The organism is Lysinibacillus sp. ACHW1.5 (assembly GCF_022014815.1).
Classification (GTDB): Bacteria; Bacillota; Bacilli; order Bacillales_A; family Planococcaceae; genus Lysinibacillus; species Lysinibacillus capsici.
On sequence record NZ_CP091777.1, the window covers coordinates 3,484,700 to 3,508,600 of the forward strand.

A 23,901-nucleotide genomic window follows, 5' to 3' on the forward strand; every position below is an offset into this window, starting at 1 on the left:
GAGCAATGTTGCCCCTTTGCTTATTAATACATCAGAATAATTTTCTAATGACTTCATTACTTTAGTTCAATAGTTTATAAACGTGCTTTTTCTCGTAGCGCGTCTGCTTTATCAATTTGCTCCCATGGTACATTTAAATCTGTACGACCAAAATGTCCATACGCAGCAGTTTGTTTATAAATTGGACGACGAAGATCAAGCATTTTAATGATACCTGCTGGGCGTAGATCGAATAGCTCGCGTACCCATTCAACGATTTCGCTTTCTTTCACTCTACCTGTGCCAAATGTATCGACAGCAATGGAAACAGGCTGAGCAACGCCAATCGCATAGGCAAGTTGCACTTCAGCACGCTCTGCTAAGCCAGCTGCTACGATGTTTTTCGCTACATAACGTGCTGCATATGCCGCCGAACGGTCTACCTTGGTTGCATCCTTACCTGAGAAGGCACCACCACCGTGACGTGCATAACCACCGTATGTATCAACAATGATTTTACGCCCTGTTAATCCAGCATCACCTTTTGGCCCACCAATTACAAAACGGCCAGTTGGATTGATGAAGTATTTCGTATTAGCATCTAATAATTCACTCGGTACAACTGGTGCAATAACAAATTCTTTTAAATCTGCTTGAATTTGTTCAAGTGTTGCTTCTTCATCATGCTGTGTTGAAATAACAATTGTATCCACGCGAACCGGTACATTATTGTCATCATATTCAATCGTTACTTGCGTTTTACCATCAGGACGCAAATAGGCAAGTTCCCCTGATTTACGTACTTCTGTTAAACGGCGTGCTAATTTGTGTGCCAAGCTAATTGGTAATGGCATTAGCTCTGGTGTTTCATTACATGCATAGCCAAACATTAAGCCTTGGTCACCAGCACCAATTGCTTCTATGTCAGCATCTGTCATAGAGCCTTCACGTGCCTCTAATGCCTGATCAACACCTTGGGCAATATCAGGTGATTGTTCGCCAATTGCCACAAGCACCGCTAAGTTCTCTGCATCAAAGCCATATTTACCTCGTGTATAGCCAATTTCAGCTACAGTGTCACGAACAATACCTTTAATATCCACATAAGTAGAAGTAGTAATTTCTCCTGCTACTAATACTAATCCTGTTGTTACAGTTGTTTCACACGCTACACGTGCATTTGGATCTTCTGCTAAAATAGCATCTAAAATGGCATCCGAGATTTGGTCACAAATCTTATCTGGATGTCCTTCTGTTACACTCTCTGATGTAAACAGTCGACGGTTTGTCATTTGGTTTTCCTCCTAAATACTCTTACAATAAGTAGTTGTGTATGAATACGGTACTCATTACCCATGTCAAGTCCGCTCCTAAGGATTGAACTCTCAAGCCGTTACTGCTGCTTTTAACACGAGGATTTCGAAAGATCCGTCATTATAATAAGGAAAGAACTACATATACTTACCTTTACATTGATTTTTAACAATAAAAAAATCCTTTTCTCACGTTACTTTACATGAGGAAAGGAATAATGACTGCGTAACCTTTCACTCTTATCGTTCAAGGGATGTTCCCTTGCATCAGGTTGGCACCAACGCATGTCGTGAAATAGTTCATGCAGGTTGCCGGGTTTCACAGGGCCTGACCCTCCACCAGCTCGGGATAAGAGTATCCGTTCAATCTCATGTTACTGAAAAGGTCGAACGTTGTCAAATATTTTCTTATGTATTACTGTATAGAAAGGAAAGAACTTATTACACAAAAACTTTTCATACTTGGATGATGATGTAAATAGAAGCAAATTAATCCCTACAACATACCTAGCTACTTGTGGTAACATATGTGTGGCTCAATTTTCGTGCCTAATTACAGTAGGATTGATGGTATTCTACTCGAAAAACATTATTTTTTGTCAGTTTATTGAAAAGTGGTAAAAACTCTAAAATAATTTCTTAATTAGTATAGATTATTTAAGCAATTGTGTTATACTATTTTTGAAATTAAGAAAAAATCCCTCTAAATCAAGGGAATACTATAAAAAAGGATGGTATTTAATCGATGAATTCAGTAGAAATTGCAAACGAACTGAAGGAATTATTAAACGGCGGTAACATTAATGTTCAACTTTCAGTACCACAATTAGCAGAAAAAGCTACATCTCGTGGTGAAGCAATGTTAACAGTAGATGGCGCAGTTCGTGCAGAAACTGGCAAATACACTGGTCGTTCACCTAAAGATAAATATACGGTAGAAGAAGAAAGCACAAAAGATCAAATTGACTGGGGTAAAGTCAACCAACCGATTTCTTCTGAAGTGTTCGATAACCTATATGTAAAAGTAATAAAATATTTAAAAGAACGTGACGAGTTATTCGTATTCAAAGGCTTTGCAGGTGCTGACAAAGATTCACAATTAAGCATTCAAGTTATTAATGAATACGCATGGCACAATCTTTTTGCTCATCAATTATTTATCCGTCCAACAGCAGATGAATTAGCTTCTCATGTTGCTGACTTCACTGTCATCTCAGCTCCTAACTTTAAAGCAGATCCTGCGGTTGATGGTACTGCTTCTGAAACATTCATCATCGTATCACTTGAAAAGAAAATTATTTTAATTGGTGGTACAGAATATGCTGGTGAAATGAAAAAATCTATCTTTGGTATCATGAACTACTTATTACCACAACAAGGTATTCTTTCAATGCACTGCTCAGCAAACGTTGGTGAAGCTGGCGATGTAGCGTTATTCTTCGGTCTATCTGGTACTGGTAAAACGACGTTATCAGCTGATCCTGATCGTAAGCTAATCGGTGACGATGAACACGGTTGGTCTGCTAATGGTGTATTCAATATTGAGGGTGGCTGCTATGCAAAAACAATCAACCTTTCTGCTGAAAAAGAACCAGAAATCTACAATGCGATTCGCTTCGGCTCTGTATTAGAAAACGTAGCTGTTGATCCAGAAACGCGTATTTGTGACTATGATGACGGATCACTAACAGAAAATACTCGTGTAGCTTATCCAATCCAATACATCGAAAATATCGTTGATCCTTCTGTTGCAGGTCATCCAAAAACAATCATCTTCCTAACAGCTGATGCATTTGGTGTATTACCTCCAATCAGTAAATTAACTAAAGAACAAGCAATGTATCACTTCCTAAGCGGGTTCACTTCTAAACTTGCTGGAACTGAACGTGGTGTGACTGAGCCAGAACCAGTATTCTCTACTTGCTTCGGGTCTCCATTCCTTCCACTTCCTGCAACAGTATACGCAGAAATGTTAGGACAAAAAATTGACGAGCATGGGGCACAGGTATACTTAGTAAACACTGGTTGGACTGGTGGCGAATATGGCACAGGTAGCCGTATGAAACTTTCTTATACACGTACAATGGTCCGTGCAGCAATCGATGGTAAATTAGCAGATGTTGAAACAACACAAGATGCTGTGTTTGGTTTACACATTCCAACAGCAGTTGAAGGCGTACCTTCAGAAGTGTTAAATCCTCGTGAAGCTTGGGCAGATAAAGCTGCATACGATGCAAAAGCTGCTGAGCTTGCAGGCTTATTCAACGAAAACTTCAAGAAATTCTCAAACGTTTCTGAAGCCATCACTACACTTGGTGGTCCATTAAAATAACATCTATTTAAAAGACAAAGGGAACAATTAATTCGTTCCCTTTGTCTTTTTGTTTTCTCTATGCTTTATTGCTGTTTCATCCACTTGCAAAGAGCACGAACAGTTTCACGATTTTTTGCTGGTGGATATTGATGTGCATAGGTAAGATCATACCAAGTTTCGAATGATTTATTTGCTTCCTCTAAAAAAAATGCCAATTGTCTGGCATGTTCAATATCCACATTTTCATCACGATAGCCATGAATGATAAGAACGGGAGCTGTTATACGCTCTATCTCAAAAAGAGGTGTCCTTGCATCATACGCTTCTGGTACACGATTAGGTGTTCCTCCGATAACGCGCTTCATCATCCTGCGCATATCTGTACGTTCCCAATAAGTGGCTGTTGCATCAGAAACACCTGCCCATGTTACAACAGAAGTAATATCCCTCCTTAAAATAGCTGTCCACAGAGCCATAATACCACCTCGTGAAAAACCAAAAACATGAATATTGTCATTGCAGAATTGTTTGAGTACATCTACGGCATAGACCGCATCGTAACGGTCTGCCCCTGCAAACTCGTCACGACCCTCTCCCCCACGATTCCCACGATAATATGGGGCAAATACGATAAAGCCCTGCGCCGCAAATTGTGCAATACGAGAGGGTCTTACCATCCCAATGCTTTGCATGCCGCCCCTTAAATATAAAAAGCCATCATATGTACCTTCTGTCTTTGGCTCTGCTAATAGTCCTTTTATACGTAAGCCCTGTGAAAGATAGGTTATTTCCGTTAAACGGATAGCTGGATTTGGTGAAGGATAGGGGCGTTTTTCGATAATATCACCATTGTGTGTCACGATGTTTCAGCTCCTCCAGCATTTTCTTCATCCCCTCATCCTTCATGTGAAAACTCAAGTTAGGATGCTGAGCAAATTCTTCATCGGTTAACCAAAGCATGCCTGACGTTTCTAAATCAAATTCTATATCCTCTTGCGCCAAAAATTGTGCAGTGAAAACGGATTTACAAAAAACGATTTCATCATACACTGCATACTCTGCAAACCATTGAAGATTTTTCACATGAACACCCGTCTCTTCAAAAACTTCTCGAATCGCCGCCTCCTCTAAGGTTTCGCCTTCTTCTAATTTCCCTCCTGGCACTTCTACACCACGTCGTTTATGGACAGTACATAACCATTTATTTTCATGCTTTAATAGGACGAGGACGTGTTTAGGTTCTACTTTAAATTCGCCTCTTGTAAAACTCAAATCTACTTGTAGGCCATGTAAATCTGTAAATGTTAACATCTCTTCAACCTCACGTTCTTTCTTGTTGCAAAACAAAAGTTACTTGCTTCATCATACTTCTATTTTATGGACAGAATTTAAACATCATTCCTATTCATCTATATTAACTATATTGTAAACCTACAATGACAAGCAACCCTAAGCTACAGTCTTGTAAAGCATGAAAAAAGCGTGCTTCATAGGAAGACACGCTTTTCTTTAGATTACTTGCTGACCATCAAAATAGACGATAGGACTTTTCACAACACAATCAATATGAACATCTGATGCATTGGCTCCACCGAATGGCGCATTACTGCCAAATGCGATATGGATGGTCCCATACACCTTCTCATCCTCTAATACATTGCCACATAGGATGGCACTTTTATTGGCTCCGATGCCAAACTCTGCAATGACTCTACCATTGCCTTCACCAAGTAATGCCAGTAGTCGTGGACCATCAGGACCGACTGCTTCTTCTAAGCGACCATTCTTTATTTTTAATAATAATGGCTCCTTTAAGACACCAATATTAGCAATAGAGCCATCTACTAAAATCTCTCCATTCGCAGATGTTTCTATTGGTGCAATATATGATTCTCCTGAAGGAATATTTCCATACTCACCAGGTTGACGAATAACCCCTGTGGAACGTATTCCGAAACGGCCTTCTACACTAAACATCAGCTCATGGCCATCCTTGACAATACGAATATCTTTAGCCGTATCAAGTAAAAGGGCATATTTTTCTACCGTAGCTTCGATCTCCTGTGCATCTGCATGAAGGGCACCTTGCTCCAGCATCTCCAATGTTACCCCTGGCATTGTTGCTACACGTCCACCCTTTTCACAGGCATGTTTACGAGCCAGTGTATGTGTTAGGGAGTGGGAGGTAATACACAGTGCAACATCGGCATTAGCCATAAGCTCAGAAACTGCATGGATTGGCTCCTGCCCGGATTTCTCTAACAGGGGCATCACCATGAACATTGTATTTGCAGTAATTGACAGTCCAGCTTCATAAAAAATTTTCGCGATGTCTTGTTTGTGGCTATCCGTCAAAATTAATAGTGACTCTGAAGAATGAACATTTAGATTGCCTTTTAAAACATTTAGTGCAATATCATGTAAATGATGCATAATAGGACTCCTTAATTAAAATTCAAATGATATCTACGAATAATTCCTTCTATTTCATTTCTAGCTTCCGTTAAAGGTCCCAAAAACTCCGGAACACGTTGCTCTGTAAAACGATAAATTGGTCCAGAAACGGTAATAGACGCTACGACCTGCTCCTCACTATTAAATATAGGCATAGCTAGCGCCAATACATCGACCGAATACTCACTATTACTAAGTGCATAGCCACATGTTCTAATTTTTTCTAGCTCTGCCCTTATTTCTGTGGCATCTGTCATCGTATTATTTGTATAAGCTGTTAATGGTTCATCTATGACCTTTGCAACTTGCTCTTCATTTAAAAAAGCAAGCATTGAACGGTAAGATGCTCCTACATATAGTGGCGATCTACTTCCTCTTGAAACTGTAAACTTCACCTTATTTACAGGCTCTGCTTTTAGTAATGTTAACGCTTCCAGTCCATTCAGTACGGTAAAAATGGCTGTTTCACCAGTGACATCCTTTAATTTATCAAGAACTGGCATACATAGCTGATCTATGTTTAATGAATCATACATATTCATACCTATTTCCCATAATGCAATACCAAGAGAATATTTTTTTGTTATAGGATCTTTTGTAATAAACCCATTATTTTCGAAGGTTTCAAGAATGCGATATAAATTTGTATGATTCATGTTCATCGCCAGTGCTAACTCTCGACCACCCCATGTGGGTTTTTCCTTTGTAAACATTTTTAAAACCGCAATTGATAAATTTAATGTCTTTAGCATATCTCTCATCCTTCTGAACTATTTATCTGTACAAACGGCTGCAAATCTCTCTCTTAAGGGGGAAATAATCGACAGATTTAGCAGCCGTCAGCACCTGATATCACTTTATCAAAAGTAAGAGAGTAGCTAATCTCTTACTTTTGATATAGGAAATCAACAGCAGCAGTTATATAAACTTTTGCACAGCGTACGATATCCTCAACACGTACTTTTTCATTATAACCATGAATACTTGGTAAATAAGCTGGGCCGTATTGCAATACAGGAATATCATATTGTCTGAAATGACGAGCGTCACTGCTTGCCCATTGCATGACACCATATGCCTCTTGCCCTGTAACATACGATATATTTTCCACTATCGATTGGCAAACAGGATTTTCAGCAGGCGTATAATTGGCTACGCTTTTGAAGCCAAAACGTTGGATTGAATAATCGATAGCCAAGCCATCTAGTTTAGTTGTCAAGATTTCTGTTACTTCTTCTTGTGTAATACCAAATGGTAAACGACAATCGACCTGGACCTTACAGTAATCCGGGATTACGTTTGACTTCGTACCTCCCTCAATTGTACCAATATTTACAGTAATTTTCTCTAAAACTTCTTGATATTTCAAGCGATCTTTCTCCACTTCACGCATGTATTTTTTTGATACCTCGATAAGTGGCTGTACCTCTTCAGGTATTGTGATTTCTACATCCCATAGTGTACGAATCTCTTGTATAGCTCGAATTGCATCGACAATGGCATTTCGTCCAGCCAATGGTGACAGGCTTCCATGACCAGGTTCCCCACGCACCTCTAATTCAAACCAGTAAGAGCCCTTTTGTCCAATAGTTGGGTTTAAAGGCGAAGAGGGCTCAGCGATTAAACAACCATCTCCCTGCACATAGCCTCGCTCTAACAGCCATGGAACACCAAATTCACCGCCAGTTTCTTCATCTGGTACGATCGCCAAAGTTAATTTCCCTGGTAGTTCAATGTTCAGTTTCTTTAATAGCTTTGTTGCAAAAATAACACCTGCTAAACCAGCTTTCATATCACTCGCCCCACGGCCAAGCATCCAGCCATCCTTCACTTCTCCTGAAAACGGATCAAAATCCCATTTTGATAGATCACCGACAGGAACAACATCGGTATGGCCACAATAAACGAGTTCTTTTCCTTCCCCATTTCCAATAGAAGCTACTAAATTAAACATTTTATCTGCAGCTTCATATTTTTGATAAGTAATGCCTACATCATTTAAATAGTTTTCAATAAAAGCTGTTATTTCAGTCGTATCCCCCGGAGGATTGACACTTGGAATTTGAATGAGCTTTGAACAAAACGCTATCAATTCATCTTGATGATTTTCAACTGCATCTACTAATTGAGCTTTAAGTGCTTGTAAATCATTCATGTGTGTGTACCTCGTTTCCTTTCGTTTGTAAATGACGCATGCTACCATATAAGCCTTTCATATGTGTAAATTGTGTTTCATCAAAGAAAGAGCATTTATTAGCACCATAAGTTTTTGCTACCTCCAACACAAATCGCACAACATTCTCTACATCTGTAACATGGGTTGCACCTGTTGCGCAGCCTGCCACAACAGATTCGGTTGTAATCGCTACACCTACAACAGGGCTAGATGTTGCAACTGCTGGTTGTAAAATACTATTGATATGGAATAAACCATTCCCATAGGGTGTAATGTCTTGCATCGTAATCGGCAGCACAACTGGAGAAATGCCAGCAGATTGTGTATATACGTGCAATAAATCATCACTTATTTTTAATATGTAACCTTCTTTGACAGTTGGCGTTATCGCAAATCCTTTATGGTTACATACTTGATTGCCTTTTGTTGTATCAATTGATAGAATAGCATCCATTGTGTCTTCTACTTCATTTTCGTTCATGACACTAATATCCACTGGCGAGTTCATAAATGGCACTGGCTCATGTGGTAAGGTTGGAGCTGTTGGACAAATATGTGTGGAGAAAATAACGTCACCCTCTAATTGATCACCCTTTAAGACCATATCAATAGCTTTTGCTGCTCCTGCCAGACATGCCAGTGCGCCGTCTCCATCTGATACAAAGCCTGTCATTTCAGGGCGTGCTCCAATACCACCTAATCGTCCAATAATTCCTAATGTAGGTGCATTCCCGCCAGAGGATTTGCCGTTCTTTCCTTTCACGAGGACACGAACAAAATCAGTTGAGCCGCTTTCGCCTTGAATAGTTTTTACCTTGACATCTGCTGTGGAATCAATATTGTGTAAATACTCTTTAATCGTGTCTCCGTTTACATGAATACTATCCATTACCTCGTATAATTCAATAACATGCTTTAATGACATAATCAGTCCGCTCCTTTTTCTGCTTCAATAAATTTTATCTTTCGTTAAATTGATGATACTTCTTGCTGTATCGACTTAAATAAATGACACGATACTTGATGTGTAGCTGATACTGTATCAAGTGTCGGTTGGACCTCAGCACATTTTTCTGTAGCAAAACGACAACGCTTATGGAATGCACAGCCACTCGGGGGATTCACTGGACTTGGAACATCGCCAGATAAAATAATACGGTCCTTTTTATCAAAAGGATTTTCCTTAGGTATGGCTGATAACAAGGCTTGTGTATAAGGATGCTGAGGGTTCTCATAAATTTCCTTGTATGTGCCAATTTCCACTATTTTCCCTAAATACATGACAGCAATACGATCACACATGTAGTTCACGACATTCAAATCATGTGAAATAAAAATATAGGTTAAACCGAATTCTTTCTGTAAATCTTTTAATAGATTGATAACCTGAGCCTGTACAGAGACATCTAATGCGGAAACAGGTTCATCACACACCACAATATCCGGATTCAGTGCAAGAGCGCGAGCAATATTAATGCGTTGTCTTTGTCCACCAGAAAATTCATGTGGATGGCGCTTTGCATGGTAGGCACTTAATCCGACCGTTTCCAGTAATTCAACTACCCGCTTTTTACGGGATGCCTCATCACCAATCCCATGGATCACTAATGGCTCAGCAATAAGATATTCAATCGTTTTACGAGGATCGAGTGATGCATAAGGATTTTGGAAAACCATTTGGATGGATTTTCGAGCAGAGCGAATATCTTTTGAATTTAAGCTTGCTAAATCCGTTCCCTTAAATTCAACTATTCCCTCTGTTGGTGAAATTAGCTGGTTGATTAAACGGGCGACCGTCGATTTACCACATCCCGACTCTCCCACAATCCCCAGTGTCTCGCCTTTATATAACTCAAAACTTACACCATCTACCGCCTTCACAAATTGTGTTGGTTTTTTAAAAGGAATTGAACTTTTAATGGGAAAATGCTTTTTTAAATTACTTACCTTTAAGACAAGTTCATTGTATTGTTGCATTAAAAATTCCCTCCTTCCTTGGGACAATTTGATCTTTTGCTTGTAAATGGCAGGCTACAAAATGGTTGTCCTGTACTTCCACTAAGTCAGGCACCGTACTACGACAAATATCTGTCGCTAAAGGACATCGTGCTGAGAAGTGACAGCCACTATATGGCATTGTTAAATCTGGCGGACTACCTGGAATAGCCGGCAGCCTTTGTTGCTCTTGTGTCCCCATTGTAATTTGAGACTCTAATAATCCCCACGTATAGGGATGTAAAGGTTTTTCATAGAGCTGTCTGGTTGTAGTAGACTCTACTGTACGACCTGCATACATAACATTTACTTTGTCACATAGCTCCCAAACCACACCTAAATCATGCGTTATCATAATAATGGCTGTATCATGTTCTTGCTGTAATTTTTTCATTAAATCAAGAATTTGAGCTTGTACAGTTACATCTAGTGCAGTTGTTGGCTCATCCGCAATGAGTAGTTTCGGGTTACAAGCTAGGGCAATAGCAATCATGACACGCTGACGCATTCCTCCTGAAAATTCATGAGGATACATTTTTAATCGTTTCTCTGGCTCAGGAATCCCAACCATTTTTAACATATCAACGGCTTTGATAGCGGCATCTTTCTTCGATATTGTTTCATGTGCTTGGATGACTTCAATAATTTGATTGCCCACTGTTAATACGGGATTCAAACTTGTAATGGGATCTTGGAAAATCATTGAGATGTCATTGCCTCGCACATTGCGCATTTCCTTTTCAGAAATTTCGATTAAATCGCGGCCATTAAATAGAATTTTTCCATTCGTTATTTTTCCTGGCGGAGATGGAATTAAACGCATGAGAGCAGTGGCTGTAACACTTTTTCCTGATCCTGACTCTCCCACAATACCTAGTGTTTCCTTCTTATTTAATTGTAAATTTACTCCATTAACAGCTTTCATTGTAGAGCCGCCACTTTTAAATTCTACTGTTAAGTTTTCTACATCTAGTAAACGTTCAGTCATGACTCCACCCCCTTCCATTAAACTTTCATTTTCGGATCTAATGCATCGCGTAATCCATCCCCTAATAGGTTAATTCCAAGAACTGTTAATAAAATACAAATGCCTGAAAATGTCGCCATTTGGGGATTTAATACTAAAAAGTCTTTGCCATCTTTTAAAATACTGCCCCATGAAGCTGTTGGTGGTTGAACGCCTAATCCTAAAAAGCTAAGGGCAGCTTCTGAAATAATAGCGCCAGCTGTACTCATCGTTCCATAGACAATTAAAGGGGCTAAACAGTTCGGTAATATATGGCTAAAAATGATCCTCGTATGTGTAGCACCTAAAGAATGCGTTACTTCAACGAATTCCTCCTCTTTTACACTTAACACCTGTCCTCGAACAAGTCGTGCGAAACCTGGAATATTAGCAATACCAATCGCAACAATGACATTGACAAGTCCTTGCCCTAATACCGTCATTAATGTAATAGCTAGTAATATAAATGGGAATGCGAAAAGACCATCCATTGTGCGCATAATAATGGAATCAATGCGTCCACCAAAATACCCTGCCACTAAGCCTAGCAGTGTGCCAAACACAGCACCAAATAGCACCGCCGCAATCCCAACAATCATTGAGATTCGTGTACCGTAAACTAAGCGACTAAACAGATCACGGCCATAGTTATCTGTTCCTAATAAATGTCCTTCTGTATTCATCGGTAAAAACGATTTACCGACAATCATTTCATTCGGTGGATGGGTAGCAATCAATGGGGCAAAAATAGCAACAATACCCATTAAAGTGACAATGATTAACCCAATTGTCGCTAATTTATTTTTTAGCAACTTGCGCAATAACGTATTTCTTTTTTTCGTTTCTTGGACGATTGCTTGAGTCATTGTTATTTTTTCCCCCCATCCGATTCTAAATTGACCTTAGGATTGACCACTTTATAAAGTACATCGACTACTAAGTTAACAAGCACAAAGATAAACGCAATGAAAATAACAGTACCTTGGACGACTACAAAGTCACGTTTATCAATGGCATCTACAATTAATCGACCCATCCCAGGCCAACTAAAAATTGTTTCTGTTAAAACCGCTCCGCCCAGTAAATTAGAAATTTGCATTCCTAACACGGTTAAAATCGGTGTTAGCGCATTCTTAAATGCATGTTTACCAATTACTAAATATTCTTTAATACCTTTAGAACGAGCTGTTTTAATATAATCTTGCGAAATAACCTCTAACATACTTGAACGGGTAATCCGTGCAAATGTCGCCATTGGAATCGTTGCTAAAGCAAATGCTGGCAAAATTAAATGTTTCAAATAGGTCCATAGGCCATCACTGATATTCCCCATCCCAGTCGCTGGGAACCAACCAAGGTTAACACTAAAGAATAAGACAAGCATGATGCCCAACCAGAAAATTGGCATAGATACACCAACTAATGACACAAGCATTACAACATAATCAATGATGGTATTTTGCTTTCTCGCTGCAAATATTCCTGCTGGGATGCCAATCACGACGGCTATTAACAGCGCTGCCAATGCCAATATCACTGTATTAGGGAACCTTTCGAGAATAAGTCCGATGACAGACTCACTATAAGAATAGGAATATCCTAAATTTAACTGTGCTAGATCTCCTACATATGAAATAAATTGCGAAGGCATGGATTTATTTAATCCTAGCTCTTCTCTTAAATTCTCTACATCTTCTACACTTGCTTGTGGTCCAAGCATGACTGAAGCCGGGTCACCAGGAATCATTCGCGTAATAATAAAGACGATAATTCCTACTACTAGCAGTGTCGGGATGAGGTTAACTAATCTTTTTAAAATAAATGAGCCCATCTTAGCAAGACCTCCTTTTCATTATTAGAATCAGTGGTTCATATTGTGAATAACCACATAGTACACCACTCAATAATTGTTTGTAAATATATTTTTTTCTGAATCTTTGTAATTTTATATTTACTTTCTATTTACAAGTATGCTAATTTTAATCTCGAACCTACCATTTTTGAATCAACGGTTCATATTGTGAAACAAAAACTAAGGAGGCTAGTGCATATGAAGAAATTAAACGTAAGAAAGTCTTTACTACTACTCTTTTTAACTTTACTAATTGGTGTTTTAGCTGCTTGTGGTGGAAACAATGAGAAAAGTACTTCAACGGATAAAAAAGAGGGAGAAGCTACTTCTGGAGGCACATTAAATATTGGTCTGTCAGCCAATGCAAAAACATTTGATCCGATCAAATATACTGGGGTTTATGAATCACAGGTGATGCGCCAAATGGCTGATACGTTAGTTGTTTATAACAAAGATCTATCTGATATCATCCCTTCGTTAGCAACTGAATGGAATGTATCAGAGGATATGTTAGTCTACACATTCAAATTACGCGAAGGTGTTAAATTCCAAAAAGGTCAGTATCAGGATGGCCGTGAAATGACAGCTGAAGATGTCAAATACTCTTTAGAACGATCTGCTAAAGAATCTGCTATGAATCGTTTAAGTGGTGTGACAGAAGTGAAAGTGTTATCGGATTATGAAGTAGAGATTCACTTAGCTACACCAAATGCTGCCCTACTTGCTATGCTAACGGATGCAGGGAATATTATTATTCCAAAAGAAGAAGTTGAAGGATGGGGCGATAATTTTTCTGAACACTTTGTTGGTACAGGTCCATTCCAACTAACAGAATGGAAAAAAGACCAAGAAGTAAAATTAGTTCGTCACGATAATTATTGGGGCGATAAGCCAAATGTCGATAACTTAACAATGAAGTTTATCTCCGATCAAAATATGATGACCAACGCATTACGTTCTGGTGATATTGATATTGCCATGGACGTTAAAGGTCAAAACCGAGAAATCATCAACCAAGATAGTAACCTTGAGCTTTTAACAAATCCAGGTCTATCGATTGTTTATCTTGATCTTAATAACAAAGTAGGTCCAACTGCTGACAAACGCGTTCGTGAAGCGATTTATATGGCAACAAATGTAGAGGAAATTATTTCTGGCGTTAACCAATGGGGTGGCGGCGATGTTTCTTATTTACCATTACCACCTGGTTCATGGGGATATGATCAATCGTTAGTTGATATGGTACCAAAATATAATCCAGAAGAAGCAAAAAAATTACTAGCAGAGGCTGGTTACGCTGATGGCTTCAAGACAGAGATTTTCGTATCAGAAGCACGTGTTCCTTACGCAACGATTTTCCAAAGTCAGTTAAAGAAGAACTTAAATATTGATGTGGAAATAAAAGTGCTTGAATGGGGTACTTACAGTGATACTGTGGCAAAGGGTAATGCGCCAATGAATATTGGTGGCTGGACTTGGTACCCAGATCCTTATTTCTTCCTTTATCAATTATTCCACACAAATCAAATTGGTGCGTTAGGAAATGGTAAAGGCTACAGCAATCCAGAAGTGGATAAATTATTAGAACGTGCCGTATCAGAAACAGTGGTGCAAGAAGAACGTGCAAAATTATACCAAGAAGCATTAAAGCTAATTTTAGCGGATGTTCCACGTATTGAATTAGAGGCAACACAAACAGTTGCAGGTGTAAACAAAAAAGTACAGGGCTTTGAGGTTTCTGCTGATAACTCCGTACAAATTGTGCATCCAAATGGCACAAACGTTTCCATTACTAAATAATTAAACTTGAAAAGTGGAGATACTAGTCTCCGCTTTTCTCTTCATAAGGAGAGATTAGATCCGATGACTCGCTATATAAATGGACTTGTTTTTAATTCTGAGACACGTAGCTTTAATAAGCAATCTTTTCAAGTGCAAGGGCAATACTTTGAGCCCGCTACTCATTCACCTGAAACAGAGTTGGATTTAGATGGCTACTATATTACACCAGGTTTTATCGATAGCTGCTCACAAATCGGTCTAGCTGAAATAGGGATTCGTTGGGAAGGTGATGATAGCTATGAATTTGACTCCCATCTGCAATATTCTGTCGTTGATGGCATATACCCATTTGATACTGCTTTTCAAAAAGCTGTTTCTCATGGGGTGACTGCATCTCATATTGTTCCCTCTCCTAAAAGCTTGATAGGTGCAAAAACGGCTATTATTCACCATACACATACAACGGTTGATGAAATGGTAATTTCAAAAGATGTGGCTTATTCCTTCTCTATTGGACATCAGGCAAAAAGTACTTTTTTCGCTGAAAAGAAAAAACCACTCACTCGTATGGGCATCGCCAAAATTTTAAGAGAAACATTACAACAAATTCAGCAACAGGAGCCGTCCATTACGAAAATCGTTATTCGAGCGCACAAAGCCGTTGATCTTGAATTCATTAGCCGCCTTCAACAAGAATTTGGGTCAATTTTTGATTTTCATATTATCCATGGCACTGAAATTACATTCCTTCATGAAACATCCTTTAATACGGTTATAGCTGGTCCTACATTTCGATATATTGAGCACAATGAGATGATGGCACTATCTCCCAAACTGTATCATCAACTGTATAAGCACAGTATTCCATTCGTTTTTTGTACGGATCATCCTGTTAGTAGCACCTCGCATCTAACATTAGAAGGATGCTTAGCTGTAAGAGAAGGTATGGCACGCCAGGACGTGCTATATGCTCTGACAACCGGGGCTGCAAATTTTCTAGGGATTGCCCATCTAACAGGTGCTATTCGTGATGGTCTGCTTGCTGATTTTGTTATTTGGGATAAGCATCCATTAAATTTAGATGCCCAGGTTGTCGCAACCTATATTAAAGGAACAAAAGTTTATGCACGGGAAGAAGGGTTTACACAATGATTATTTATCATCATGCAAAGTTTCATACAGTCAATGAGCAGAACGATACTTGTGAACAGTTATGGATCGAAAATGGGCGTATTGTCTATATTGGACCAGCCAAAGAATTTCCCCCACAAGCAGAGCTAGTTGATCTACAGGGAGCTTATGTTACACCAGGATTAATTGATATTCATGCACATGTCGGAACATGGGCTGAAGTCACTGAAGACATTAATGATGCCAATGAATATAGCGAACCCTTTACACCTCTTATGCACGCTTTAGACAGTGTAGATATCCGACACTTTTCCTTTCAACATGCGTTAGAAGGGGGCGTAACCACTGTGCAAACTGGGCCAGGTAGTGCCAATGTCATTGGTGGTATTTGGAGCATTCTTAAAACAGCAGGACCTACCCTTTCCTCTCGTGTTTTAGTAGAGCGGAGCGGTTTAAAGGGGGCCCTAGGGGAAAATCCGAAAAACGTCTTTGGCAATCAGTATAAGCGCAAGCCGATGACTCGTATGGCCATTGCACAGCTTTTACGAGATGGTTTCCAACGTGCAAGTCAACTCAATGAACAACAACAAACTGAGCAAATTAAAGAAAATGCTGAGTTACGCCCGTTTATTGAGGTACTTCGAGGCGACATGCCACTTCGCCTTCACTGCCATAGAGCAGATGACATTATGACAGCAATTAGAATTGCCAAAGAATTTAATGTGAAGCTTCATTTAGAGCACTGCACAGAAGGCTATCTCATTGTGGATGCCGTTAAAGAAAGTGGATTCCATGCAACGCTTGGGCCCTATATGTTAACGCCATCTAAATACGAAACGCGTCATTCTACACCCGCAATTGCTGCCGTTTTTAAAGAACATAATATTCCATTTGCTATCATGACAGATCATCCATTTGTACCAATTCAATACTTAAAGTATTGTGCCACAGAAGCGATTCGTTATGGTTTAGATGAAGTCACAGCCCTCAAAAGTATTACGATCAATGCAGCTAAGCTTGTACAGCTTGATCACCGCATTGGCAGCCTTGAGGAAGGCAAAGATGCTGATTTTGTGGTTTGGTCGCACCCTATTTTTGAAACAGAAGCAAAGGTTTTACAAACTTATGTAAATGGACAAAAATATTACGAAGCGGAGTGAACGCAATGCAACATTCGAAAATTGCCGTTGTAACAATTGGTCAGGCACCTCGTAAAGATATGGCAGAGGATATACAGCAATTAAGAGAAGCTGGTTTACATGTTCGTGAATTTGGTGTACTGGATTCACTTTCCTCAGAGGAAATTGCTACACTTTCGCCTTCTTGTGAGGACTCAGATGTTTTAGTAACACTTCTTACCAATGGTCGACAAGTAAAGCTCAGTAAACAAAAGCTCATGCCTTATATTCAAAGCTGCATTGATGATCTACATGAATTCACTTGGATACTACTTATGTGTACAGGAGATTTTACGAATAAATTATCCTATAAAAATCTTTTACTACCTGATCGTATGATGACTAATTTAGTGAAGGGCTTACATACAGAATTAGCCATTGGTTTGATAGGCCCCGAACCCGAACAACATCGAACGGTTGCAGAGAAATGGCAAAAAGCACAGTTCGATGTAACTTTTTCAGCAAGCTCCCCATACCACTTTGATAACCAACATTTATTGTCAAAAGCACAACAATTAGAAGAGCAAGGAGCCGATTTGCTTATACTTGATTGTATGGGCTATTCCACAACGATGAAAAACATGATTAAAGATCAACTCACTATCCCCATCATTGTCCCTCGAGAAGCGGTTTTTACAATTTTAAAAGCCATTTGCTAATAGAAGAAAAGGTCACTTTTTATTCAGTGACCTTTTCCCCTATTCGCTAGACACGTTTGTTGAAATAAGGAAGCTGCTCAACGAATGCCTTCGTATCATCATCTCCATATTCATGAACAAGTGCATAGATTTTCATTAATCTTTTATCTATTTCATCATTTTCTCTATCTTGGTGATACTGTATATACGGTAACTGTGCACGCCATGCATTCGAAATTTCTAACAGTTGCATTTGCTGAAAGATTCTCTCAAATACATCTAATGCCTGTCGATCTACATTGAGTTCGAAATTCCATGGTCCTGCATATGGGTTGGTATAATACGTTCTATTGGCAAGTGAAAAATATACGCGCTGACGATCCATCTTTACGATTCACTCCTTTTTCCATAGTATGGAGTGATAGGTGTTGTTTTATTCGCATTTATGTCAAACTTCCTTCACAATTAATAGGACCAGATAATTTATAATAGGTATGATGAATAAAGAACGGAGTGAATACTATGAGTTTAACTACGCTCTTAATAGTCGCAGTTATCATCGTTATTTTAATCACCATTGCGACAATTATCAGTGTCAACCGTGCCTATGCCTTTAAACATACTGTTGATGAAAAACCGAAACAAAACTATCATCAAGAGGAAAATTAAATACCATTACTGAATTTGGAGTGAAAGAAATGGGTGTACCTTTACCAATTATCATTATGATTGCGATGATGATGCTAATGTTTGGTGTTTCTGTCATTATTATTATGAAGAAAAAAAATAATATTTTTACACAAACAATTGATCCAAAGCCTGAACAAAATACGTCTCAGCAAAAGGAAGAGCAACGATGAAATACCCCTTTATTTGGCTCATCCAGTTTTATAGAAAGTTTATTTCACCTATGACGCCACCTACTTGTCGTTTTCATCCTACCTGTTCTTCTTATGGGCTCGAAGCTTTTCAAAAGCACGGTGCATTCAAAGGCTTTCTCTTAACTATTACACGTATATCCAAATGTCATCCATTTCATCCTGGTGGCTTTGATCCTGTGCCTGAAAAATGGCCTTCGAAAAAGAATTAATTTCGGAGGGCATTTTTTTCTTGTACTTTTTTAAGTTGTGCGTTATCATAATAACTGTTCTAAAAAACAAATCGTAATGATTACTATTTAAGAGAGGTATCTTACTTATATGAAAAAACTATCTGTATTATTGTTAGTCGCAGTTCTTGCTTTATTTACTGCCGCTTGTGGAGACAAATCGTCCACATCCCAAAAGACTGAGGAAAAAGATAAATTAAGTGTTTATACAACGGTTTATCCGTTAAGCTATTTTGCGCAGCGCATTGGTGGCGATTATGTTGAAGTAGCTTCTATTTACCCAGCTGGTGCGAATGAACATACCTTCGAGCCAACTCAAAAAGATATGATGAAATTAGCAGATGCTGATATCTTTTTCTATATTGGCTTAGGACTTGAAGGCTTTGTAGAAAACGCTAAAAAAACTTTAGCAAACGAAGATGTCACAATGGTGGCAACTGCTGATGACGTTTCAGATGAAAAATTAGCTGTAAGCACAGGACATGTTCATGCAGAAGATGAAGAACATGAAGCAGACGCACATGATGAGCATGAGCACGGTACAACCGAGGAAGAGCATGAACATGAAGCTGAAGAACATGGACATGATGAGCATGAACATGGCGATATCGATCCGCATGTTTGGTTATCTCCTACAATTAGTCAAGACTTAGCACTGGCTATCAAAAACACACTAGTTGAAAAAATGCCAGCTCAGGAGGCAACTTTTAACACAAATTATGATGCATTAGTAAAAGAATTACAGGATTTAGATCAAGATTTCAAAGCAATGACTGACAAAGCACAAAATAAAACATTCTTTGTATCCCATGCTGCATTTGGCTATATTGCTGGTCAATACGGCTTAACTCAAGTGCCGATTGCTGGCTTGAATTCACAAAATGAGCCATCTCAAAAGGAATTAACAAAGATTGTAGACAAAGCAAATGAATTGCACATTCACTATATTTTATTTGAACAAAATGTCTCTTCCAAATTAGCAGAGATTATTCAAAAAGAAGTTGGTGCAGAATCTCTTGTCTTGCATAATTTAAGCGTATTAACAGCTGATGATGAAAAAAATAAGGAAACCTATTTCACATTGATGCAAAAAAATATTCAAACATTAGAAAAAGCTTTAAGCGTTCAATAATATGAGTAAGGAGGTGCCCCTCTATTGGGACACCTCCTTTATTATGACGTATTTTTCTTGTGGCATCCGTTTTTCCGTTCGATAAAAAGACCCTAGCCACTTCATTGTTTTTTGCTTAGTCACATGCTTAGCTTTTGGCTGAAGGACAACAAAAGCCATTATACTACTTTCTACTAGCATCGGTGGCCACTCAGTAAAGTTAAACTGAACTAAATGGTCTTGTTTATTTGTTTTTTGAGTAACAAGCTTCATCGGCTGTTCCACTAATTGTTGTACGGCTAACCGATTTTCTCCGATGATTGATAACCCCATAATTTGATTCAATTGATGTTGTATAGGTGTTGCTAAACTTTGTCTTTTTGTTTCTTCCTGTAAATCTATATATTTTTCGCTTGTTGCAGCGGGGAAACTTGCATAATCCCATGTATGATCTTGTGCTAATTGGCGATCCGACACTAAAAAATATTGATAGCGAACTTCTCCTTTACGATCAGGCAAAGGGTCATCCCATGTCACATCAATATGATACCAAGCATGATCAAGTTTCACTAATACCCAGGCATGTAGCTGTTCTCCTACTTTTCCTGGTACATATTGTACCTCAAAACCCAGCATTTCTAACATTCGATATAGCACTAAAGCATATGCCTGACAGACGCCCTTATTCTCCGTTAATAATGTATATGGAGAATATTGACTTCCTTCTGTTTCCTTAGAGTATTCCGCGGACAATACAATAAAATCATGTGCAGCCTGTAGTTTTTCTATGTCACTTAATCCATGCATAGGTGCAATAATATTTTCCAAAGTTTGCTCGACAAATAACGCCTCTGTTTGTGATAGATGGTACGTAAATGCAAAGGCAATGACAATATTATTGCTATAACCCTCGTACTTCCATTGGAAACTTGAAATATTAGTATAAATATAAGAGTTTTCAATTGCATTTTTAGTAATTTCTGTTAGTTCATCTTTTATCTCGGCTAAGTCACCAGTATAACGAATCGAGAATTCGGATGATAGATGCATAACTTCTTTATTAATGAGAGATTGTAGTGTTTCAATTGAATGAGCTGTTGCTACATCTTCTTTTTCATAGTTTGCAAATACTTGCACATGACTCATTTGTAGAACAAATAATATAATGACAACATTATATATATATTTCCTCATATGAGTCATTCTCCTTTACTAAATAGTTTATGCCTCTCTTTTTTTATTATGTTAATAAATGATTAATTTCATGCTAAAAGTTCAAATAAAAAAGAAGCCTTCCTTTTAAGAAGACTTCTTTCACAAAGTTTTTATTGTAATAATTTCCGTCTCAACAATTTGTCCGCACCATTGCGCGGAAGACTGTCTGTAATAATCATTTCTTTAGGCACTTTATATTTAGCAAGTTTCTGTAAACAAAAGACTTTTAGTTGCTCAACAGATACCTGCTCATTTAATACGATAAATGCAATAGGTACCTGCCCCCATTGTTCATCAGGTATACCACATACACCCGCCTCTTTGACAGCTGGGTGTGTGAGTAGTACGTTTTCTATTTCTGCAGGATAAATATTTTCTCCTCCTGAAATAATTAAATCTGCCCTTCGATCAATGACGAATAAATACCCCTCTTCATCCACATAACCAATATCACCTGTATGAAGCCAGCCAGCCTTTGTTGCATTTTTTTGTGCAAAACGTCCAATATAGCCTGGTGTGACATGAGGACCTCGAATGCAAATTTCCCCTTCACCTTTAGCATTTGGCTCAGCAATCATTATTTGATTAAAAAATAAAGGCTTTCCTGCAGAACCAATTTTCCGCATAGCATCTTCACTTGCCAATGTGGCTGTTTGTGAGGAGGTTTCTGTCATCCCATACGTTTGTGCGACAGCTAAATTTAACGCATGTGCTCTCGCTAAATAATCAACGGGAACAGGTCCACCTCCAGCTAACATTAACTTAAAATAAGATGACGCTTTCACATTGCGTTGCTCTAGCGTATGTAGAATTCGTTCCAAGGTCACCGCTACAACAGACATATGGGTGACATCCCCATCCATAATATTTTGTGCGATAGCTTCCACATCAAATTGCTCATATAAAAAGATTTGATTTCCATATAGCAGTGAACGCACTAAAATGGAGAACCCACTAATATGGAATAAAGGGACCGCGCATAGCCAAACGTCCTGAGCCTGTAGCCCAATATTTAAAACGGAGGCAGTGGCACTAGCCTGATGATTGCCAACTGTTTGGCGAACCCCTTTTGGGAAGCCGGTTGTACCAGACGTATACATAATAGTTGTTGTTTGATGAAGAGGCCATTCCTTGACAATATCTACTGCACCCTCTGCACTCTTTTCAATTGCTGAAAATAAATGATAGGTTGTTTCAGATGGTAGCTTTTCTACATCCTCATCGGCAACTAATACCGCTACAGCCTCTGAATCCTCTAGCTGATAAGCCAGCTCATCCTGTGATAGTCTACGATTAAGCATCACCATTTCACATTGCAGATGCATGCAGGCATACATCATGATTACAAGTTCAGGCTTACTTGGCCCCATAATAGCAATTCGATCACCCTGTTGAATACCAAGTGTTACTAATTGTCGAGCACGTTTTATCGATTCATCATTCAATTCTTGAAAAGTCCAGCTTTGCTTTTTAAAGGTAAGTGCCTTGCGCAATGGTGTTAAATAAGCTCTTTGTAAAATCCAGTTAGGATACATCTTTGTCACTCCAATCACCCTACATCTTAACGCTTTCCCATCTAGTTTGTCTATTATCCATGTAGTATCTAGCTTTTTAGTGAATATCTCTAGCCTTCACCTCTTGAGTTCTATCCGCTACTTTGAGAGTTTTATCCACCGCTTAGCCGCTTCTATCCCCTATTTTTATCTTCAATCTTGTTCAAGACATATAAAAAGCTCGTATCTCCAAAAGATACGAGCTTTAAACCCTATACTAATCAAGGGAATCTTGGGAATTGACCGAAATCTGGTTGACGTTTTTCTTTGAATGCATCGCGGCCTTCTTTTGCTTCATCAGTTGTGTAGTAAAGAAGTGTAGCGTCTCCTGCCATTTGTTGAAGACCTGCTAAACCATCTGTATCTGCATTCATCGCTGCTTTTAAGAAGCGTAGTGCAGTTGGTGACATTTGAAGCATTTCTTCACACCATTGAACTGTCTCATCTTCCAATTGCGCATAAGGCACAACTGTATTGACTAAGCCCATATCAAGTGCTTGTTGTGCATCGTATTGACGGCATAGGTACCAAATTTCACGTGCCTTTTTATGACCAATAATACGAGCAAGATAGCCTGAGCCATAACCAGCATCGAATGAACCCACTTTTGGTCCAGTTTGTCCAAAGCGAGCATTGTCAGCTGCAATTGTTAAGTCACAGACAACATGTAAAACGTGACCTCCACCAATTGCGTAGCCAGCTACCATTGCTACTACAGGTTTTGGAATTACACGGATTAAACGTTGTAAATCAAGAACGTTTAGACGTGGAATTTCATCTTCTCCTACGTAGCCACCGTGACCGCGAACTTTTTGGTCTCCGCCTGAGCAGAAAGCATGTTCACCTTCACCAGTTAGAATAATAACACCGATATTTTTATCATCGCGTGCACGTGAGAATGCGTCAATCATTTCCATTACCGTTTTTGGGCGGAATGCATTACGCACTTCTGGACGGTTAATCGTAATTTTTGCGATACCGTTATAGAACTCATACTTAATGTCTTCATAAGTATGTAATGTTGTCCATTGACGTGTCATTGAATTGCCTCCTATATCATTAAATTCGTCTCGTTTCTAGCGAGGCGCTAACGTAA

24 protein-coding genes and 1 riboswitch are annotated in these 23,901 nt (G+C 38.8%); of the genes, 9 read left to right on the forward strand and 15 right to left on the reverse strand.

Annotation, left to right across the window (positions count from 1 at the left end; translation table 11 throughout):
• Window positions 1-74 precede the first annotated feature (74 nt).
• The gene (metK, locus tag L6W14_RS17365; RefSeq protein WP_004225981.1) at window positions 75-1,271 is read right to left on the reverse strand and encodes a methionine adenosyltransferase; all 1,197 of its coding nucleotides are present in this window, start codon (window positions 1,269-1,271) and stop codon (window positions 75-77) included.
• A gap of 258 nt (window positions 1,272-1,529) precedes the next feature.
• Window positions 1,530-1,648: riboswitch (SAM riboswitch) on the reverse strand.
• 389 nt (window positions 1,649-2,037) lie between these two features.
• Here metK and pckA point away from each other — a divergent pair.
• Window positions 2,038-3,624 (forward strand): phosphoenolpyruvate carboxykinase (ATP), encoded by a 1,587-nt coding sequence (gene pckA / locus L6W14_RS17370; RefSeq protein ID WP_237898501.1) that lies wholly within the window; start codon window positions 2,038-2,040, stop codon window positions 3,622-3,624.
• 65 nt (window positions 3,625-3,689) lie between these two features.
• On the opposite strand, the gene L6W14_RS17375 is transcribed toward pckA, so the two are convergent.
• From L6W14_RS17375 to L6W14_RS17420, 10 genes are all read right to left on the reverse strand, one after another.
• Window positions 3,690-4,466: an alpha/beta hydrolase family protein gene (locus L6W14_RS17375; protein WP_237898506.1), complete on the reverse strand. Its 777-nt coding sequence runs from the start codon at window positions 4,464-4,466 to the stop codon at window positions 3,690-3,692.
• Entirely contained in the window at window positions 4,450-4,917 is a 468-nt protein-coding gene (locus L6W14_RS17380; protein WP_054549912.1) for an NUDIX domain-containing protein, read from the reverse strand. Before L6W14_RS17380 ends, L6W14_RS17375 begins: the two co-directional genes overlap by 17 nt.
• A 198-nt stretch (window positions 4,918-5,115) precedes the next feature.
• Window positions 5,116-6,039, reverse strand: coding sequence for an aminopeptidase (locus L6W14_RS17385; RefSeq protein ID WP_131521266.1), 924 nt, complete (start codon window positions 6,037-6,039; stop codon window positions 5,116-5,118).
• An 11-nt stretch (window positions 6,040-6,050) separates the two neighbouring features.
• On the reverse strand, window positions 6,051-6,812 hold the full coding sequence (locus L6W14_RS17390; RefSeq protein WP_131521265.1) for an IclR family transcriptional regulator: 762 nt from the start codon (window positions 6,810-6,812) through the stop codon (window positions 6,051-6,053).
• Between the two features lie 134 nt (window positions 6,813-6,946).
• Window positions 6,947-8,215 (reverse strand): M20 family metallopeptidase, encoded by a 1,269-nt coding sequence (locus tag L6W14_RS17395; protein ID WP_131521264.1) that lies wholly within the window; start codon window positions 8,213-8,215, stop codon window positions 6,947-6,949.
• Window positions 8,208-9,161, reverse strand: coding sequence for a DUF1177 domain-containing protein (locus L6W14_RS17400; RefSeq protein WP_237898509.1), 954 nt, complete (start codon window positions 9,159-9,161; stop codon window positions 8,208-8,210). The genes L6W14_RS17395 and L6W14_RS17400 overlap by 8 nt, the downstream gene beginning before the upstream one ends.
• Before the next feature lie 44 nt (window positions 9,162-9,205).
• Window positions 9,206-10,213, reverse strand: coding sequence for an ABC transporter ATP-binding protein (locus L6W14_RS17405; protein WP_237898511.1), 1,008 nt, complete (start codon window positions 10,211-10,213; stop codon window positions 9,206-9,208).
• On the reverse strand, window positions 10,197-11,219 hold the full coding sequence (locus tag L6W14_RS17410) for an ABC transporter ATP-binding protein (protein WP_237898513.1): 1,023 nt from the start codon (window positions 11,217-11,219) through the stop codon (window positions 10,197-10,199). Before L6W14_RS17410 ends, L6W14_RS17405 begins: the two co-directional genes overlap by 17 nt.
• A 17-nt stretch (window positions 11,220-11,236) precedes the next feature.
• Window positions 11,237-12,103, reverse strand: coding sequence for an ABC transporter permease (locus L6W14_RS17415; RefSeq protein WP_004225950.1), 867 nt, complete (start codon window positions 12,101-12,103; stop codon window positions 11,237-11,239).
• Between the two features lie 2 nt (window positions 12,104-12,105).
• Window positions 12,106-13,068: an ABC transporter permease gene (locus L6W14_RS17420; protein WP_004225947.1), complete on the reverse strand. Its 963-nt coding sequence runs from the start codon at window positions 13,066-13,068 to the stop codon at window positions 12,106-12,108.
• A gap of 219 nt (window positions 13,069-13,287) precedes the next feature.
• On the opposite strand from L6W14_RS17420, the gene L6W14_RS17425 reads away from it, so the two are divergent.
• The 4 genes from L6W14_RS17425 to L6W14_RS17440 all read left to right on the forward strand — a co-directional run bounded on the left by L6W14_RS17425 (window position 13,288) and on the right by L6W14_RS17440 (window position 17,839).
• Window positions 13,288-14,889 (forward strand): ABC transporter substrate-binding protein, encoded by a 1,602-nt coding sequence (locus L6W14_RS17425; RefSeq protein ID WP_131521260.1) that lies wholly within the window; start codon window positions 13,288-13,290, stop codon window positions 14,887-14,889.
• Between the two features lie 63 nt (window positions 14,890-14,952).
• Window positions 14,953-16,023, forward strand: a complete 1,071-nt coding sequence (locus L6W14_RS17430) for an amidohydrolase family protein (protein WP_237898516.1) — start codon at window positions 14,953-14,955, stop codon at window positions 16,021-16,023.
• On the forward strand, window positions 16,020-17,162 hold the full coding sequence (locus tag L6W14_RS17435) for an amidohydrolase (RefSeq protein ID WP_131521258.1): 1,143 nt from the start codon (window positions 16,020-16,022) through the stop codon (window positions 17,160-17,162). Before L6W14_RS17430 ends, L6W14_RS17435 begins: the two co-directional genes overlap by 4 nt.
• Window positions 17,163-17,167: 5 nt before the next feature.
• Window positions 17,168-17,839 carry an AroM family protein gene (locus L6W14_RS17440; RefSeq protein ID WP_237898517.1) on the forward strand — a complete coding sequence of 224 codons (672 nt, stop codon included), beginning with the start codon at window positions 17,168-17,170 and terminating at the stop codon, window positions 17,837-17,839.
• Window positions 17,840-17,885: 46 nt separating this feature from the next.
• Here L6W14_RS17440 and L6W14_RS17445 read toward each other — a convergent pair whose 3' ends face one another.
• Window positions 17,886-18,203, reverse strand: a complete 318-nt coding sequence (locus tag L6W14_RS17445; protein ID WP_009371464.1) for a hypothetical protein — start codon at window positions 18,201-18,203, stop codon at window positions 17,886-17,888.
• 137 nt (window positions 18,204-18,340) lie between these two features.
• On the opposite strand from L6W14_RS17445, the gene ytzI reads away from it, so the two are divergent.
• The 4 genes from ytzI (at window position 18,341) to L6W14_RS17465 (ending at window position 20,058) form a co-directional block, all read left to right on the forward strand.
• The gene (gene ytzI, locus L6W14_RS17450; RefSeq protein WP_004225932.1) at window positions 18,341-18,487 is read left to right on the forward strand and encodes a YtzI protein; all 147 of its coding nucleotides are present in this window, start codon (window positions 18,341-18,343) and stop codon (window positions 18,485-18,487) included.
• 29 nt (window positions 18,488-18,516) lie between these two features.
• Entirely contained in the window at window positions 18,517-18,678 is a 162-nt protein-coding gene (locus L6W14_RS17455; protein ID WP_237898519.1) for a hypothetical protein, read from the forward strand.
• A complete protein-coding gene (gene yidD, locus L6W14_RS17460) occupies window positions 18,675-18,908 on the forward strand; it encodes a membrane protein insertion efficiency factor YidD (RefSeq protein ID WP_016992521.1) in 234 nt (77 codons plus the stop codon). The genes L6W14_RS17455 and yidD overlap by 4 nt, the downstream gene beginning before the upstream one ends.
• Before the next feature lie 109 nt (window positions 18,909-19,017).
• A complete protein-coding gene (locus tag L6W14_RS17465) occupies window positions 19,018-20,058 on the forward strand; it encodes a metal ABC transporter solute-binding protein, Zn/Mn family (RefSeq protein WP_237898521.1) in 1,041 nt (346 codons plus the stop codon).
• 21 nt (window positions 20,059-20,079) lie between these two features.
• Here L6W14_RS17465 and L6W14_RS17470 read toward each other — a convergent pair whose 3' ends face one another.
• From L6W14_RS17470 to menB, 3 genes are all read right to left on the reverse strand, one after another.
• Entirely contained in the window at window positions 20,080-21,231 is a 1,152-nt protein-coding gene (locus L6W14_RS17470) for a transglutaminase domain-containing protein (RefSeq protein WP_131521255.1), read from the reverse strand.
• A gap of 131 nt (window positions 21,232-21,362) precedes the next feature.
• Window positions 21,363-22,787: an o-succinylbenzoate--CoA ligase gene (locus L6W14_RS17475; protein ID WP_131521421.1), complete on the reverse strand. Its 1,425-nt coding sequence runs from the start codon at window positions 22,785-22,787 to the stop codon at window positions 21,363-21,365.
• Between the two features lie 239 nt (window positions 22,788-23,026).
• The gene (menB, locus tag L6W14_RS17480; RefSeq protein WP_004225917.1) at window positions 23,027-23,845 is read right to left on the reverse strand and encodes a 1,4-dihydroxy-2-naphthoyl-CoA synthase; all 819 of its coding nucleotides are present in this window, start codon (window positions 23,843-23,845) and stop codon (window positions 23,027-23,029) included.
• Between the last annotated feature and the right edge of the window lie 56 nt (window positions 23,846-23,901).

Excerpts from the sequence above, each read along its gene's own strand:
- L6W14_RS17400 (WP_237898509.1), bottom strand. The coding sequence starts at position 9,161 with ATGTCATTAAAGCATGTTATTGAATTATACGAGGTAATGGATAGTATT.
- L6W14_RS17440 (WP_237898517.1), top strand. The coding sequence starts at position 17,168 with ATGCAACATTCGAAAATTGCCGTTGTAACAATTGGTCAGGCACCTCGT.
- menB (WP_004225917.1), bottom strand. The coding sequence starts at position 23,845 with ATGACACGTCAATGGACAACATTACATACTTATGAAGACATTAAGTAT.
- metK (WP_004225981.1), bottom strand. The coding sequence starts at position 1,271 with ATGACAAACCGTCGACTGTTTACATCAGAGAGTGTAACAGAAGGACAT.
- L6W14_RS17435 (WP_131521258.1), top strand. The coding sequence starts at position 16,020 with ATGATTATTTATCATCATGCAAAGTTTCATACAGTCAATGAGCAGAAC.
- L6W14_RS17415 (WP_004225950.1), bottom strand. The coding sequence starts at position 12,103 with ATGACTCAAGCAATCGTCCAAGAAACGAAAAAAAGAAATACGTTATTG.
- L6W14_RS17385 (WP_131521266.1), bottom strand. The coding sequence starts at position 6,039 with ATGCATCATTTACATGATATTGCACTAAATGTTTTAAAAGGCAATCTA.
- L6W14_RS17455 (WP_237898519.1), top strand. The coding sequence starts at position 18,517 with ATGGGTGTACCTTTACCAATTATCATTATGATTGCGATGATGATGCTA.
- L6W14_RS17470 (WP_131521255.1), bottom strand. The coding sequence starts at position 21,231 with ATGAGGAAATATATATATAATGTTGTCATTATATTATTTGTTCTACAA.
- yidD (WP_016992521.1), top strand. The coding sequence starts at position 18,675 with ATGAAATACCCCTTTATTTGGCTCATCCAGTTTTATAGAAAGTTTATT.
- L6W14_RS17465 (WP_237898521.1), top strand. The coding sequence starts at position 19,018 with ATGAAAAAACTATCTGTATTATTGTTAGTCGCAGTTCTTGCTTTATTT.
- L6W14_RS17405 (WP_237898511.1), bottom strand. The coding sequence starts at position 10,213 with ATGCAACAATACAATGAACTTGTCTTAAAGGTAAGTAATTTAAAAAAG.
- L6W14_RS17475 (WP_131521421.1), bottom strand. The coding sequence starts at position 22,787 with ATGTATCCTAACTGGATTTTACAAAGAGCTTATTTAACACCATTGCGC.
- L6W14_RS17390 (WP_131521265.1), bottom strand. The coding sequence starts at position 6,812 with ATGCTAAAGACATTAAATTTATCAATTGCGGTTTTAAAAATGTTTACA.
- ytzI (WP_004225932.1), top strand. The coding sequence starts at position 18,341 with ATGAGTTTAACTACGCTCTTAATAGTCGCAGTTATCATCGTTATTTTA.
- L6W14_RS17380 (WP_054549912.1), bottom strand. The coding sequence starts at position 4,917 with ATGTTAACATTTACAGATTTACATGGCCTACAAGTAGATTTGAGTTTT.
- L6W14_RS17410 (WP_237898513.1), bottom strand. The coding sequence starts at position 11,219 with ATGACTGAACGTTTACTAGATGTAGAAAACTTAACAGTAGAATTTAAA.
- L6W14_RS17425 (WP_131521260.1), top strand. The coding sequence starts at position 13,288 with ATGAAGAAATTAAACGTAAGAAAGTCTTTACTACTACTCTTTTTAACT.
- L6W14_RS17445 (WP_009371464.1), bottom strand. The coding sequence starts at position 18,203 with ATGGATCGTCAGCGCGTATATTTTTCACTTGCCAATAGAACGTATTAT.
- L6W14_RS17420 (WP_004225947.1), bottom strand. The coding sequence starts at position 13,068 with ATGGGCTCATTTATTTTAAAAAGATTAGTTAACCTCATCCCGACACTG.
- pckA (WP_237898501.1), top strand. The coding sequence starts at position 2,038 with ATGAATTCAGTAGAAATTGCAAACGAACTGAAGGAATTATTAAACGGC.
- L6W14_RS17395 (WP_131521264.1), bottom strand. The coding sequence starts at position 8,215 with ATGAATGATTTACAAGCACTTAAAGCTCAATTAGTAGATGCAGTTGAA.
- L6W14_RS17430 (WP_237898516.1), top strand. The coding sequence starts at position 14,953 with ATGACTCGCTATATAAATGGACTTGTTTTTAATTCTGAGACACGTAGC.